Origin of the sequence: Marinobacter vinifirmus (assembly GCF_002258215.1) — a bacterium.
In the GTDB taxonomy this organism is placed as follows: domain Bacteria; phylum Pseudomonadota; class Gammaproteobacteria; order Pseudomonadales; family Oleiphilaceae; genus Marinobacter; species Marinobacter vinifirmus.
In genome coordinates, this window is the sequence record NZ_NEFY01000004.1 from 214,667 (window position 1) to 229,119 (window position 14,453).

Sequence of the window (14,453 nt, forward strand, 5' to 3'; positions counted from 1 at the left end):
TATGTGCAGTAGGCCGCATTTCCGGATACACAAAGTAACGCTCTGCAACGCTTTGCAAACTGCGTCAATATTTATAATAAGAGTGTCAGACAATCAATAATTGAAGTGTGAATTCTGGAATAGAGCCGTGTGCCGGCAGGGTGCAGCTGCCCTGATAATGTGCAGTTTGGTTCGTCATTTTATTGTCGGTCCGGGTTGTGTAAGTTTGCAGTCTGTCACCACCCTGTCACCTGTGGTGTGCAAGAATTGAGCGATATCGTTTTCGTGGCCCGCATTATGCAGGTACCGGTTTGCTGGCATCGTTGCCGGCTACGTGAAGATCAGAGAAGGAGTTCTACCATGACAAAACGGCAGGTCAGCGGCGGTGAAGCATCGTCAAGGGTGCTGGAGCAGTTACGCGGCAAAAAAGTGCTGATTACCGGAACAACCGGTTTTCTCGGCAAGGTGGTACTGGAAAAGCTGATCCGGGCGGTTCCGGATATCGGTGGTATCTATCTGCTTATCCGCGGCAACAAGCGCCATCCGGATGCCCGCAGCCGTTTTCTGAACGAAATCGCCACATCCTCGGTGTTCGATCGCCTCCGCGAGGCAGATACCGAAGCATTCGATGCTTTCCTTGAAGATCGAATTCACTGTGTAACCGGTGAGGTCACCGAGCCCGGCTTTGGTCTGGGAGAGCCGGCCTGCCGCAAACTGGCCATGGAGCTGGATGCGGTCATCAACTCCGCAGCCAGTGTGAATTTCCGGGAAGAACTCGACAAGGCGCTGACCATCAACACCCTGTGCCTGGAAAACATCGCACAGCTGGCCCGCATGAATCCTGCCCTGGCGGTGTTGCAGGTATCCACCTGCTATGTGAATGGCATGAACTCCGGGCAGGTGGCCGAGGCGGTGATCAAGCCGGTAGGCGAGGCTATCCCGCAATCGCCCGAAGGTTATTACGAGATTGAAGACCTGGTGCGACTGCTGCACGACAAGATCGAGGATGTCCGCTCCCGTTACACCGGCAAAGCGCTGGAAAAGAAACTGGTGGAGCTGGGCATTCGCGAGGCCAACCGCTATGGCTGGAGCGATACCTATACCTTTACAAAGTGGCTGGGTGAGCAGCTGTTGATGAAAGCGCTGCAGGGGCGGAGCCTGACCATCGTGCGGCCTTCGATTATCGAAAGTGCGCTGGAGGAACCGGCGCCCGGCTGGATTGAAGGGGTCAAGGTGGCTGATGCCATCATCCTGGCCTACGCCCGCGAAAAGGTCACCCTGTTCCCCGGCAAGCGCTCCGGCATTATTGATGTTATACCGGTCGACCTGGTGGCCAACGCCATCATTATGGGGCTGGCAGAAGCCCTGGCCGAGCCGGGTGAACAGCACATCTACCAGTGCTGCAGTGGCGGTTCCAACCCGGTTACCCTGGGCCAGTTTATCGATCACCTGATGGCAGAATCGAAAACCAACTACGCCGCCTATGACCACCTGTTCTACCGCCAGCCGAGCAAACCCTTTGTCGCCGTAAACCGTGGCCTGTTTGATCTGGTGGTGAGCGGCGTTCGCCTGCCTCTGAGCATCACAGACCGGGTGCTGAAACTGCTGGGCAACTCCCGGGACCTGAAATGGCTGCGCAACCTGGATACTACCCAGTCCCTGGCGACCATCTTCGGTTTCTATACCGCTCCGGATTATGTGTTCCGCAACGACCGCCTGCAGGACCTTGCAGAGCGGATGGGGCAGACCGACAAAGCCCTGTTCCCGGTTGATCCCAAGGCGATTGACTGGCAGCACTACCTGCGCAAGGTCCACCTTGCCGGCCTGAACCGCTATGCGCTGAAAGAGCGCAAGGTCTACAGCCTGAAATCTTCCCGCCAGCGTAAAAAAGCGGCCTGAGCCGCTACCTCACCGGGCCTGGCCAGGCCCGGGTTACTGCCTTTTGAGAATGCCATTTGGACGTTAGTCTAATTCATTGTGTAGTGGCACACATGTTGAACTACGGGTATCTGTCTTAAGAAGGACTGATAAAGTCCCACCACCCTGAATTTTGAAAACCCATAATGACAACAGACTCTTAATAGGGGGAGCACAATGACTGATAAACAGGTATATCCGGTGAGTCCGGAAGTGGCCGAGCGCGCACTGGTTACCCGCGAGCAGTACGAAGCCATGTATCGCCAGTCGGTAGAGGACCCGAACACCTTCTGGGGCGAGCACGGCAAGCGCCTGGACTGGATCAAGCCCTACAGCAAGGTCAAGAACAGCACCTACGACTACAACAACCTGTCCATCAAGTGGTTTGAAGACGGCGTGCTGAACGCCTCTGCCAACTGCCTGGACCGCCACCTGAAAGACCGCGCAGACCAGACCGCCATTATTTTCGAAGGCGATGATCCCTCGGTTTCCCGCAACGTCACCTACCGCGAACTGCACGAAGAAACCTGTAAGTTTGCCAACGTACTGAAAGATCAGGGCGTCAAGAAGGGTGATGTCGTCACCATCTACATGCCGATGATCGTTGAAACTGCCGTTGCCATGCTGGCCTGTGCCCGTATCGGTGCCATCCACTCGGTTGTGTTTGGTGGTTTCTCTCCGGAAGCACTGGCAGCCCGCGTTGTTAACGGCAAGTCCCGCTTTGTGATCACCGCCGACGAAGGCCTGCGTGGCGGCCGTGCCATCCCGCTGAAGAAAAACGTGGATGCCGCCCTCAAGCACGAGGAAGACGCCAAGGTTGACCGCGTGATTGTGGTAACCCGCACCGGCAACGACCAGGTGCCCTGGACCGAAGGCCGCGATGCCCGCTACGAAGACCTGATGAAAAACGCCTCGGCCGAGTGCGAGCCGGAGCCGATGAACGCGGAAGATCCGCTGTTCATGCTGTACACCTCCGGTTCTACCGGCGCCCCGAAAGGCGTTCTGCACACCACCGGTGGTTACATGGTGTATGCCTCCATGACCCACCAGTACGTGTTCGATTATCACGATGGTGACGTGTACTGGTGTACCGCTGACTTCGGTTGGGTAACCGGCCACAGCTACATTCTCTATGGCCCGCTGGCAAACGGCGCCATCACCCTGCTGTTCGAGGGCGTGCCCAACTATCCGGACAGTTCCCGCATGGGACAGGTGGTGGACAAGCACCAGGTCAACATCCTGTATACCGCACCGACCGCTATCCGTGCCCTGATGGCCGAAGGCGAGTCCTGCATGAGCGGCACCAAGCGTGACAGCCTGAAGCTGCTGGGTTCTGTGGGTGAGCCCATCAACCCGGAAGCCTGGGAGTGGTATCACCGGGTTATCGGTAACAGCAAGTGCCCGATTGTGGACACCTGGTGGCAGACCGAGACCGGCGGCATCCTGATTTCTCCGCTGCCGGGCGCAGTAGACCTGAAGCCGGGCTCCGCTACCCTGCCGTTCTTTGGCGTACAGCCGGCGCTGGTGGATAACGAAGGTAACATCCTGGAAGGCAAGACCGAGGGCAACCTGGTCATCATGGACAGCTGGCCGGGCCAGATGCGCACCATCTACGGTGACCATGAGCGCTTCATCCAGACTTACTTCAGCACCTACAAAGGCATGTACTTCACCGGTGACGGTGCCCGTCGCGACGAAGACGGTTACTACTGGATTACCGGCCGTGTGGACGACGTACTGAACGTATCCGGCCACCGCCTGGGTACTGCCGAAGTTGAAAGCGCGCTGGTTGCCCACGAAAAAGTGGCCGAAGCCGCTGTTGTAGGCTATCCGCACGAGATCAAGGGGCAGGGCATCTACGTTTACGTAACCCTGGTTCAGGGCGAAGAGCCGTCTGACGAACTGAAGAAAGAACTGGTGCAGTGGGTGCGCAAGGAAATCGGCCCGATTGCCTCTCCGGACGTGATCCAGTGGGCGCCTGGACTGCCCAAGACAAGATCGGGCAAGATTATGCGCCGGATTTTGCGTAAGATTGCCGCTAACGAGCACGATCAGTTGGGTGATACTTCTACCCTGGCTGATCCGGGCGTAGTGGATGAGCTGATCGACAGCCGGGCGTTCAGGTAACGCCGGCCCTCGACAGCCCTTAACCTGAGAGGAATCTGTTGAATGACACAAACAATTATCGTCGCTGATGATCACCCGTTGTTTCGGGCAGCATTGAAACAGGCGGTCAATCAGGCGGTGCCGGATGCCGAGACCGTAGAGGTCGACAGCATCAAGGCCCTGCAGGCGGCGGTAGAGTCGCACCCGGATGCCGATCTGATCCTGCTGGATCTGAATATGCCGGGTGCCCACGGCTTCTCGGGTCTGGTGTTCATGCGTGGCCAGTACCCGGGCTTGCCGGTGGTGGTTGTGTCAGGATCGGAAGACTTGCAGGTTATGCGCCGTTCGGTGGACTACGGTGCCTCCGGGTTCATTCCCAAGAGTGCACCGCTGCCAACCATTACCGAGGCCATTCAGGCGGTTCTGGAAGGTGATGTCTGGCTGCCGGAAGGCGTAGCGGACAAGATCGAACGCATGCAGGCTGAAACCACGGACTTCTCGGAGCGCCTGGCGTCACTGACGCCGCAGCAGTTCCGAGTGCTGGGTATGCTGGCCGAGGGGCTTCTGAACAAACAGATCGCCTATGATCTGGATGTTTCCGAGGCGACCATCAAGGCGCATATTACAGCGGTGTTCCGCAAGCTTGGGGTTCGTAACCGGACCCAGGCGGTAATTGCCATTCAGCAGATGGAGCTGGATCCTTCGGAGCAGTCGCTTTCGGGGGGCTGAGGTTTTAGCTTTTAAGTTTGTTTCAGAACGGGAGCCTTTGGGCTCCCGTTTTGTTTTGGGGCCCTTGAGTTCAGGTGTTGTGCCGCAAGGAGCGGTTTTTGGAAGCCCCTACCCGACCAGTCGCTCCGGTGCCGGAGTCTTAGCTAACCAGCGTACCCAAGCTCCTTATTGACGAGGTTGAACAGCTCCCCTCCCTGATGCCACCGGTCAAAGTTCTCCAGGAACTGATCGGTCAGCGCCCGCTTCCAGCCGATGAAATCGCCCGCCATGTGCGCCGTCATAATCACATTCTCCCGCTCCCACAGCGGATGATCAGACGGCAACGGCTCTTCCTCGAATACATCCAGCGCCGCCCCGGCAATCTCGCCTTCATCCAGCGCCTTCACCAGGTCCCCGGTTTTCACAATCGGCCCACGGCCAATGTTGATCAGGCGGGCAGATTTCTTCATCACCGCAAAGGCCTTGGTATCAAACAACCCCTTGGTCTGGGGCGTCAGCGGTGCTGCAATCACCACAAAATCCGCGTGCCGGAGCTGGTCATAAAGTTCGTCATTGCCGTGCACCGCTTCAAAATCCGGGTCTGTCTTTCGGGGCGTGCGGGCAATGCCGTGGGGGTGCATGCCGATGGCCTTCACCAGCCGGCCGATCTGCCGGCCGATGGAGCCCGCGCCCACCACCAGCACCTGCTTGCCTTCTGCCCGCTCGGTATCCCGGTGCTGCCACTGGTGCTTGTCTTGAAGGCGGATGGAGCGGGGAAAGTCCTTGGCGAACATCAGAATGCTGCACAACACATATTCGGCAATAGTGCGGTCGAAAATACCCCGGGCGTTGGTGACGATAACATCGCTCTTGATCAACGCCGGAAACATCAGGGCATCTACCCCGGCACTGGTGGCGTGAATCCATTGCAGGCGGTCTGCAGCCGGCCAGGCGGCTTCCAGCGCTTCGGTGCGGAAGTCGGTCACCATCATCACGTCGGTTCCGGGCAGGGTGTCCCGCAGTGTTTGTTCGTCCCAGGCAAAGCGCACTTCGGCCCGTGCCTTGACGGCTTCGATGCCGGCCGGGGCATCTTCGCCCGGGGCGGTCAGAACAGTGATAACCGGTTGGCGGGATTCGGTCATTTCAACTCCGGAGATTGCTGAAGGCGTTTAATGGTCTTTTTATAGTCTGGTAGCGGGGCCGGCCGGGGTCAATGTTGGCGGTTTCCTTGTACCTCTCATTTTTCGTGACTACGCTGCAATCAGGCCTTTATTTCCTGATGCGTGGAGGTGCATATGGCAGACCCGGTGAACAAGGACACAGGTGAGTCCAAGCCGCGGAAAATGAAGTACCGTAAGGCGAAGGCCAGCTGGAACCCGGCCATGCAGGCCATCCCGGTATCCGGCATTCGCCGCCTTGTGAATATGGCAGCCACCATGAAGGATGTGATCCATCTTTCCATCGGCCAGCCGGACCTGCCAACGCCGAAACACATTATCGACGCCTACGTGGATGCCCTGAATGCCGGCCAGACCGGTTACACCATGGACGCCGGCCTGCCGGAGTTGCTGGTGGCGCTGCGGGACTACTACGGCAAGCGATACAACCGCAAACTCACCCGCGATAACATCCTGGTGACCAGCGGTGCCACCGAGGCCATGTACCTGGCCATTTCCGCCACGTCGGCCCCGGGGCGGCAGTTCATCGTGACGGACCCGTCGTTCCTGCTATACGCGCCACTGATCCGCATGACCGGGGGCGAGGTGAAGTTCATCCCGACCCGGGCAGAGAACGACCACCAGCTGGACCCGGACGAAGTGATCCGGGCCATGGGCTCGCGCACCTTCGCGCTGATCCTGAACAACCCGAACAACCCCACCGGCGCGGTTTACCCTCGCAGTACCGTGGAGACGATCCTGGAAGAATGCGCCTACCGGGGCATCCAGGTGTACGCCGACGAGGTGTACGACCACATGCTGTTTGATGACGATGACTTTGCCAGTGTGCTCAACTGCTCCATGGACCTGGACAACATCATGTGCATCAGCAGCTTCTCCAAAACCTACAGCATGGCGGGGCTGCGGGTAGGCTGGGTGATTTCCAGCCAGGCCGCTATCAAGTCCCTGCGCCGGTATCACATGTTCACCACGTCGGTGGCCAACACACCCGCCCAGTTTGCCGGGGTGGCCGCACTGAACGGCGACCAGCAATGCGTAAAGGATATGGTGGATATATACCGGGAGCGGCGGGACAAGATTGTGGACCTGATCGACCAGACGCCATACCTCACCGGTTACAAGCCCGGCGGCGCCTTCTATGCCTTCCCGAACCTGCCGCCCCACGTGGACGGGTCTGATGTGGCCTTGCGGATGCTCAAGGAAACCGGCGTTTGTGCCGTGCCCGGGGATGCCTTTGGCGAAAGCTGCACCAACGCCTTGCGCTTCAGCTTCTCCACTCCCTGTGAGCGGCTGGATGAAGCCTTCGACCGGATCATCCCCTGGATGGCCAAGCAACAGTTCTGATACCGGAGTTTAAGTTGTCAGTGCCCCGGAGATGCCGCACTATAGTGGCATTTCCGAGGAGACTGACTTATGACGGACGTATTGAAACCTTTTCTGAGACTGGCTGCGCTGTTTGCCGTGGTGCTGGCCAGCGGCTGTGCCAGCTTTTCCCCGTATTCCATTTCCGAAGGTGAAATCGAAGGCCACCTGAAAAATGCCGTGGCCAAGTACGACCGTGAGCAGCTGAACAGCGGCTCGCCGCTCAGCCTGAGCCTGAGTGATGCCGATATTACCCTGGGGCCGGACGGTCGCGATGTGGCGGTCATCGATCTGAAAGGGCAGGTGGCCCTGAACGCGTTGATGACGAAGTTGCCGGTAGACCTGGCCCTGAAAGTGGAAGGTGCCCCGGTCTACGACAGCCAGGAAAAAGCCGTGTATATCCGCCGGCTGCAGTTGCTGGAAAGCTCTATTGATTCACCCTTCTTCAAAGGCGACCTGGCGCCGGTTACCGATACCGTGATGCGGGTGGTGGCCCAGATGCTGGAAACCATGCCGGTATACCGGCTGGATGAAACCGATACCGCCCAGCGCATGTTCGGCCTGGTGCCCATGGATATCCGGGTAGCCCCGGGCCGGCTGGGGTTTGTAATGGCGGAGTAACCTGCCTCGATTGTTGACCGGCATCCATAAAAAACGCCAGGTGGTTTCCCGCCTGGCGTTTTTCGTTGTTGCCGGTTTAAGGATCAGGCGGTGGCTTTAAGGGCTTCCTCGAAGATTCCGCACGCCTCGTCAATCTGCTGTTCGTTGACGATCAGCGGCGGCAGCCAGCGTACGATTTCCTGGTAGGGGCCGCAGCGCAGCATCAGCAGGCCCCGCTTCTCGCATTCCTTGAGAATCTTGCCGGCCCGCTCGCCGTCCGGGCATTCGCCCCGGCGCATTTCCACCCCGATCATCAGGCCCTTGCCACGCACATCGGCCATGTCCGGGTAGTCTTTCTTCAGGTTATGCAGGTTGTCCCACAGGCGTTTGCCCATGCGGTCGGCGTTCTGCACCAGGCCTTCTTCCTGGATCACCTCGATGGTTGCGATGGCCGCGGCTGCAGCCACTGCGTTACCGCCGTAGGTACCGCCCTGGGAGCCGGGCCAGCCCTTGGCCATGGTTTCCTCAGACGCCGCCAGCGCGGAAATCGGGAAGCCGCTGGCCAGCCCCTTGGCAATCATGATGGCATCCGGCGTTACCCCGAAGTGCTCGTGGGCCCAGAACTTGCCGCTGCGGCCGAAGCCGGCCTGAACTTCATCGAATACCAGCATGATGCCGTGCTTGTCGCAGCGTTCCCGCAGGCCTTGCATGAAGCGGGCATTGGCCGGCACGTAGCCACCTTCACCCTGAACCGGCTCGATCAGCATGGCAGCGGTTTCTTTCGGGGCGGAATAGGTGACAAAGATGCGGTCCAGTTCTTTCAGGCAGAAATCGGTGGCTTCGTCTTCACTCCAGCCGTAGTGGAAGGCGTGGGGGAAGGGGGAAACCACGACACCGCCCATCATCGGGCTGACCCCGGCCCGCAGGCCGACGCTGGAGGTGGTCATGGACAGCGAGCCCATGGTGCGACCATGAAAGCCGCCATGGAACACAATGATATTGGGGCGGCCGGTTACCTGCCGTACCAGCCGGATAGCCCCCTCGGCCACTTCGGTGCCGGCGTTGGAGAAGAAGAAGGCATTGAGCGGGTCTGGCGTGAGCGCACCGAGTTTTTCCGCCAGCTCCGGCAACCGGGGATTCATCACCGTGGTGGCCTGGGCGTGAATCATGGTGGCCACCTGTTTCTGGGCGGCTTCCACCACTTTCGGGTGGCAATGGCCGGTACTGGTTACCCCGATACCCGAGGTGAAATCCAGGTAGCGACGGCCGTCTGTATCAACAATGTAGGCGCCTTCGCCCTTGGCGGCAGTGATGCCGGTAGCCTGCTTGAGCAGGGGAGAAAGTTTGCCTTTGTGGTCGGTCATGGATACCTCCCGAAGTGAATGGAACAGCTCTCTATTGCAGCCTAGTCACGGGGCCAGCCGTTTACAAATAGCGTCGCCGATTTCACGGGTGGCGCGCCGGTCTCCGCCGTGTTCGGCCAGGTCTGCCGCCACCGCATCGAACAGTTCCTTGCCGGCCTGGGCCAGGGTCGGGGCTTTACGGCCCAGCCAGTCGAGCATACGGGCGGTGGTGAACAGCATGGCGGTGGGGTCGGCAATGCCCTGGCCGGCGATATCCGGGGCGCTGCCGTGGGTGGGTTCAAACATCGACGGCATGTCCGGGTCTGTGGGGTTCAGGTTGCAGGAGGGTGCCACCCCCATACCGCCGGAGATCACTGCGGCCAGGTCGGTCAGTATGTCGCCCTGCAGGTTGCTGGCCACCACCACGTCAAAGGCCCAGGGGCTGGATACAAACTTCATGCAAGCGGCATCCACCAGTTCGTGGTGGGTGGCCACATCCGGGTATTCCCGGGCGATTTCCTCGAACACCTCGGTGTACATGTCGCCCCAGTAACGCAGGGCATTGCGCTTGGTTATCAGGCACACCTGGCTTTCACAGGTGGAACCGTCGTACCGGTGGAAGCTGCGGGTGCGGCCGTCCTGAACGCGCTCGGCGGCGCGCTGGCGGGCCTGCTCGAAACCGTAGCGGATAATCCGCTCGGTGGCCCGGCGGGTGAATACTTCCATCTGGGTCGCCACTTCATCCGGCGTGCCCTGGCGCAGGCGGCCGCCCTGGCTGACATACTCACCTTCGCTGTTTTCGCGGATCACCAGCATGTCGATGTCTTTGGCTCGGTCATCTTTCAGGTACTGGCGGGCGCCGGGCAATAACCGGGCCGGGCGTTCGCACACCCACTGGTCAAAGCCTTTGCGCATCTCCAGCAGGGGCGCCAGGGACACGCTGTCCGAAAGCAGGTAGCGGTTGGTGTCATCGATCGGCCCGGGATCGCCCAGCGCGCCCAGCAGAATGGCGTCGTAGGCTTTCAGTTGCTGCAGGGCATCCTTCGGCCAGCTTTCGCCGTATTCCTCATGCCAGGCGTGTGAGGGCCAGGGAAACCGTGTCCACTCCAGGGCCAGGTCGTGCTTTGCACGCAGGGTTTCCAGGCAGCGGACGGCTTCTGCCACCACTTCCGGGCCAATGCCGTCACCGGGGGTAACGGCGATGCGAGCGGTCTGGGCCATTCCCGAACCTCCTTCATGCTTTGCTGTAGGGTGTGATGCAACACCGTCAGTGTAGTTCCCGGCAGGTCAGATGCCAGTGGCAAAGCCGTGTTTCCGGATTTGTTGTTTTACCCCTGAAGACATGCTGGCTATAGTGGCAGGTAATTGATTTCCGGAACGGCTTACTCAGCCGGATTAACCTTCGGGGTGTTTGTGGAAAAACCTGAGATTCTTTACGACGAGTCCCATTGCGAGCTGTGCGCCTGCGGCACCGGACTGGACTTCAGTTTCAGCTTTGCGTTTCAGCCGATTGTGGATGCGGTGAGCAGGAACGTGTATGCCTACGAGGCATTGGTGCGGGGTACCGAGGGGCAGGGGGCCATGAGTGTTCTGTCCCGGGTGAACGAGAAGAACCGCTATTCCTTTGACCAGATCTGCCGGGTAAAGGCCGTGAAACTGGCCGCAAAGCTGAAGATGCAGCCGCTTTTAAGCATCAACTTTATGCCCAATGCGGTTTACCGTGCGGAATATTGCATCCGCACCACGCTGGCGGCTGCAAAAACTTACAATTTTGATACCCACAAGATTATCTTCGAGATTACCGAAGGTGAAGACCTCACTTCGGTGGAGCATCTGGCCTCGATTATCGAGGCCTATCAGAGCATGGGTTTTCGCACCGCTATTGATGACTTTGGTGCCGGTTTTTCCCGGTATAACATCATGATGGCAAGCCCGCCCGACCTGCTGAAGCTGGATATGGGGCTGATTCGAAACATCCACCAGGATCTCAACAAGCAGGCGGTGGTGGCCGGGATCATTACCATGATGCGCCAGCTCGGTGGCCGCATTGTGGCCGAGGGCGTGGAAGTGCCCGAAGAGTATTACTGGCTGCGATCCCAGGGCATTGCGCTGTACCAGGGCTATCTGTTCGCCCGGCCCGGATTCGAGTGCCTGCCGGAGCCGGTGTTCCCCGATTGATCATGTTTTAACAGGATGCCCACATGCTGTATCGGATAATGACCCTGATTGGCGGCCTGGTGTTTGTGGCCGCATTGTTTGCCCTGGTGTGGTTCTTCTGCAAGAAGTTCCTGGAGCACCACGATGTGACCGACCAGACCTCTGACCGGGCCATGGTGCTGGCCACCTGGACCTTTGCCGGCATTGCCATCGGGCTGGTGTTTGCCGTGGTAGGTGCCTTTGTACTGGGCCCCTGGGCTTTCTATCGCACCTTGCGGGGCCATGGTGTGAACATTTCCGATGGCGCCGCCATCTGGTGGGGGTTCGGGATTGTGGCGGTGTCGCTGGGCATTACCGCCACCGGCTTCTTCGGTTTCCTGATGCTGGTGGGGGCTTACTGATTCCCCGACAGGCTCCGCAGTAGATCCCGGAACCACACCAGTGCAGGCTCTCCTTCATAGGCCTTGTGCCAGTACAGGTGTACGTCTAACGACGGCAGCTGTGCCGGCGGGCCCATCACCTGAATGTCGGAACGCTCAGCGATAATCCGGGCGTAGGTTTCCGGCATGGTTAGCAGCAGGTCCGAGCTTTCCACCACCCGGCAGGCCGCATAGTAATGCTGGCAGCGCAGACGGATATTGCGTTGAACGCCACGGCGTGACAGCTCGAAATCCTCAATGCCCGGCCCCTCGGTTCGGGACGACACCAGCACGTGTTTCGCCTCCAGATAGGCGTCCATATCCAGCCCCCTTTTCACCACCGGGTGCCCTGCACGGGCCAGCACCACCAGCCTGTCCTGCCTCAGCAATTCATGGCTGGTGTGGTTGCTCACCGGCAGCAGCACATCAATGGCAAAGTCCAGCTTGCCGGCTGCCAGCTGGGTTTCCATATCCCGCCGCGGAATTCGCTGGCTGACGATTTCCATTTCCGGGTAAGGCTCCAGCCGGTTCATCAGCTGGGGCAGGAAGGTGGACTCCAGCACATCCCGCAAACCGAGCGAGTAGGTTTTCCGCTGAGTGGCCGGGTCGAAGGCGTGAAACTGGTTCACCGCACTCTGGATCTGATTCAGCCCCGGGCGCATGGACTCCAGAAACCTCCGGGCCAGCGGCGTGGGCACCATCTGGTTACCCTGGCGGGTAAACAGCGGATCGTTGAAGTGATCCCGCAACCGGGCCAGGGAATGGCTGATGGCGGGCTGGGTCAGGTGCAGGGCCTTGGCGGCACGGGTCAGGCTGCCCTCCCGGTAGATGGTGTCGAAAACGTGCAGCAGGTTCAGGTCCAGTCGATTGAGGGCCATGAGGGAATCCGTTATCTGAATTAGTGGTGCTAATGATAAATGATAAGAACAATTCAGTCGCGTAATAGCACATGGGCTCCTAGACTGTTCGCCATCTGACTGAAAGTGCGCCCCCAACGGGGCAGGCAAGCGCGAGGAGCTGCACCATGGATTTCAACATTTCCGAGAAAGGCCAGGATTACCTCAACCGCGTGAAAAAATTCATGCGTGACGAGATCTATCCCATCGAAGAGCAGTACCACAAGGAGCTTGCCTCCCAGGATAACCGCTGGGTAGTACTGCCGGTCATCAAGGAACTGAAGGAGAAAGCCAAGGCCCAGGGCCTGTGGAACATGTTCTTCCCGGACGACAAATACGGCTGCGGCCTGCTGAACTCCGACTACGCCCTGATTGCCGAAGAAACCGGCCGCAGCTTCATCGCCCCGGAAATCTTCAACTGCAACGCGCCGGACACCGGCAATATGGAAGTGCTGATCCACTACGGCTCTGAAGAACAGAAAGCCGAGTGGCTGCCGAAACTGCTGAGTGGCGAAATCCGCTCCGCCTTCTGCATGACCGAACCGGCCGTGGCCTCCTCCGACGCCACCAACATGGAAGCCACCGCCACCGTTGAAGGCGACGAAGTCGTACTCAACGGCCGAAAATGGTGGAGCACCGGCATCGGCCACCCGGACTGCAAAGTTGGCATCTTCATGGGCGTAACCGACCCGGACGCCCAGAAACACCGCCGCCACTCCATGGTACTGGTGCCGCTCGACACCTCGGGCATCACCGTTGAGCGCATGCTGCCGGTCTTCGGTGCCTACGACGAGCCCTATGGCCACGGCCAGGTACTGTTCGACAACGTACGCCTGCCCAAAAGCGCCATCATCGCCGGCCCCGGCCGCGGCTTCGAAATCGCCCAGGGCCGCCTTGGCCCGGGCCGCGTACACCACTGCATGCGCGCCATCGGCGCCGCCGAACGCACCCTGGAAATCATGATCAAACGCGCCATGACCCGCGAAGCCTTTGGCCGCCCGATCGCCAAGCTGGGTGGCAACCCGGACATCATCGCCAATGCCCGAATGAACATCGAACAGGCACGGCTGCTGACCCTGAAATGCGCCTGGGCGCTGGACACCAAGGGCATCATGGGCGCCTTGCAGGAAGTCTCCATGATCAAGGCAGTGGTGCCGAAGATGCTGCAGCAGATTGTAGACGAGGCGATTCAGATTCACGGCGGTGCCGGCGTCAGCGACGACGATTTCCCGCTGACGGCGTTGTTCGGTTACGCTCGGGTTCTGCGGTTGGCCGACGGTCCCGACGAAGTGCATCGAGCCATGGTGGCTCGCCTGGAGCTTCGGAAGTATAAGTCCTGATTTTGGGCTTGGGTGCTTTGGCTCTTCTGGCCTCTTGGCTCGGAGTGGGTGGCCGTTGGGGTGGCGCTTCTGAAAAGCGCTCCTTCGGCACGTCCATGTGGCGCTTGTGTTCCGCCATCCATGGCTCCACAAATTTTCAGAAGCGCCACCCCAACGGCCACATCCAACTTTTGGGAGGGACCTCCCTGAACAAATGCTGGTGGTTTTGCCAAGGTGGATCTCGAATGGGTTACCGAGCGGTGCGCCAAAGAATTTTCTTCTTTTGAACAGCATACTGGAGAGTATGGGAGTTGGTGCCAGAGGGCCCTTTCCAAAAATTTCGGAGGCCATGGATGGCCGGAGAGAAGCGCACATGGATGTGCTTGTAGCGGTTTTTGGAAAGGGCCCTCTGGCACCAACTCTTTCTCATAAGCATAAAGAACGCGAACACCAAAATACAAAACGAACT

12 protein-coding genes are annotated in these 14,453 nt (G+C 59.3%); 8 read left to right on the top strand and 4 right to left on the bottom strand.

From position 1 onward, the window contains the following. Nucleotides 1–339 precede the first annotated feature (339 nt). From B9Q17_RS07230 to B9Q17_RS07240, 3 genes are all read left to right on the top strand, one after another. Nucleotides 340–1,878, top strand: coding sequence for a fatty acyl-CoA reductase (locus tag B9Q17_RS07230; RefSeq protein ID WP_094624693.1), 1,539 nt, complete (start codon nucleotides 340–342; stop codon nucleotides 1,876–1,878). Nucleotides 1,879–2,073: 195 nt separating this feature from the next. Continuing rightward, nucleotides 2,074–4,023: an acetate--CoA ligase gene (gene acs, locus B9Q17_RS07235; protein WP_094624694.1), complete on the top strand. Its 1,950-nt coding sequence runs from the start codon at nucleotides 2,074–2,076 to the stop codon at nucleotides 4,021–4,023. A 42-nt stretch (nucleotides 4,024–4,065) separates the two neighbouring features. Further along, nucleotides 4,066–4,731 carry a LuxR C-terminal-related transcriptional regulator gene (locus B9Q17_RS07240; RefSeq protein ID WP_022988856.1) on the top strand — a complete coding sequence of 222 codons (666 nt, stop codon included), beginning with the start codon at nucleotides 4,066–4,068 and terminating at the stop codon, nucleotides 4,729–4,731. Nucleotides 4,732–4,874: 143 nt separating this feature from the next. Here the strand turns inward: B9Q17_RS07240 and B9Q17_RS07245 are convergent, their stop codons facing one another. Beyond that, nucleotides 4,875–5,852 (bottom strand): D-2-hydroxyacid dehydrogenase, encoded by a 978-nt coding sequence (locus B9Q17_RS07245; protein WP_094624695.1) that lies wholly within the window; start codon nucleotides 5,850–5,852, stop codon nucleotides 4,875–4,877. A gap of 153 nt (nucleotides 5,853–6,005) precedes the next feature. Between B9Q17_RS07245 and B9Q17_RS07250 the strand changes: the two genes are divergently transcribed. Continuing rightward, entirely contained in the window at nucleotides 6,006–7,232 is a 1,227-nt protein-coding gene (locus B9Q17_RS07250; protein WP_022987986.1) for a pyridoxal phosphate-dependent aminotransferase, read from the top strand. Between the two features lie 69 nt (nucleotides 7,233–7,301). Continuing rightward, nucleotides 7,302–7,871 carry a YceB family lipoprotein gene (locus tag B9Q17_RS07255; RefSeq protein ID WP_094624696.1) on the top strand — a complete coding sequence of 190 codons (570 nt, stop codon included), beginning with the start codon at nucleotides 7,302–7,304 and terminating at the stop codon, nucleotides 7,869–7,871. Nucleotides 7,872–7,954: 83 nt separating this feature from the next. On the opposite strand, the gene B9Q17_RS07260 is transcribed toward B9Q17_RS07255, so the two are convergent. Then, nucleotides 7,955–9,214: an aspartate aminotransferase family protein gene (locus B9Q17_RS07260; protein WP_022988604.1), complete on the bottom strand. Its 1,260-nt coding sequence runs from the start codon at nucleotides 9,212–9,214 to the stop codon at nucleotides 7,955–7,957. A gap of 45 nt (nucleotides 9,215–9,259) precedes the next feature. Further along, entirely contained in the window at nucleotides 9,260–10,414 is a 1,155-nt protein-coding gene (locus B9Q17_RS07265) for an isocitrate/isopropylmalate dehydrogenase family protein (RefSeq protein WP_094624697.1), read from the bottom strand. A gap of 192 nt (nucleotides 10,415–10,606) precedes the next feature. Here B9Q17_RS07265 and B9Q17_RS07270 point away from each other — a divergent pair, with 192 nt between their 5' ends. Then, on the top strand, nucleotides 10,607–11,371 hold the full coding sequence (locus B9Q17_RS07270; protein ID WP_208618765.1) for an EAL domain-containing protein: 765 nt from the start codon (nucleotides 10,607–10,609) through the stop codon (nucleotides 11,369–11,371). A 23-nt stretch (nucleotides 11,372–11,394) separates the two neighbouring features. Continuing rightward, complete coding sequence (locus B9Q17_RS07275; protein WP_094624698.1) at nucleotides 11,395–11,751, top strand: hypothetical protein; 357 nt, start codon at nucleotides 11,395–11,397, stop codon at nucleotides 11,749–11,751. On the opposite strand, the gene B9Q17_RS07280 is transcribed toward B9Q17_RS07275, so the two are convergent. Next, nucleotides 11,745–12,647 (bottom strand): LysR family transcriptional regulator, encoded by a 903-nt coding sequence (locus B9Q17_RS07280; RefSeq protein ID WP_094624699.1) that lies wholly within the window; start codon nucleotides 12,645–12,647, stop codon nucleotides 11,745–11,747. The two genes, B9Q17_RS07275 and B9Q17_RS07280, sit on opposite strands and share 7 nt — an antisense overlap. 146 nt (nucleotides 12,648–12,793) lie before the next feature. On the opposite strand from B9Q17_RS07280, the gene B9Q17_RS07285 reads away from it, so the two are divergent. Further along, nucleotides 12,794–14,005, top strand: a complete 1,212-nt coding sequence (locus B9Q17_RS07285) for an acyl-CoA dehydrogenase family protein (RefSeq protein ID WP_094624700.1) — start codon at nucleotides 12,794–12,796, stop codon at nucleotides 14,003–14,005. The last annotated feature ends 448 nt before the right edge of the window (nucleotides 14,006–14,453 follow it).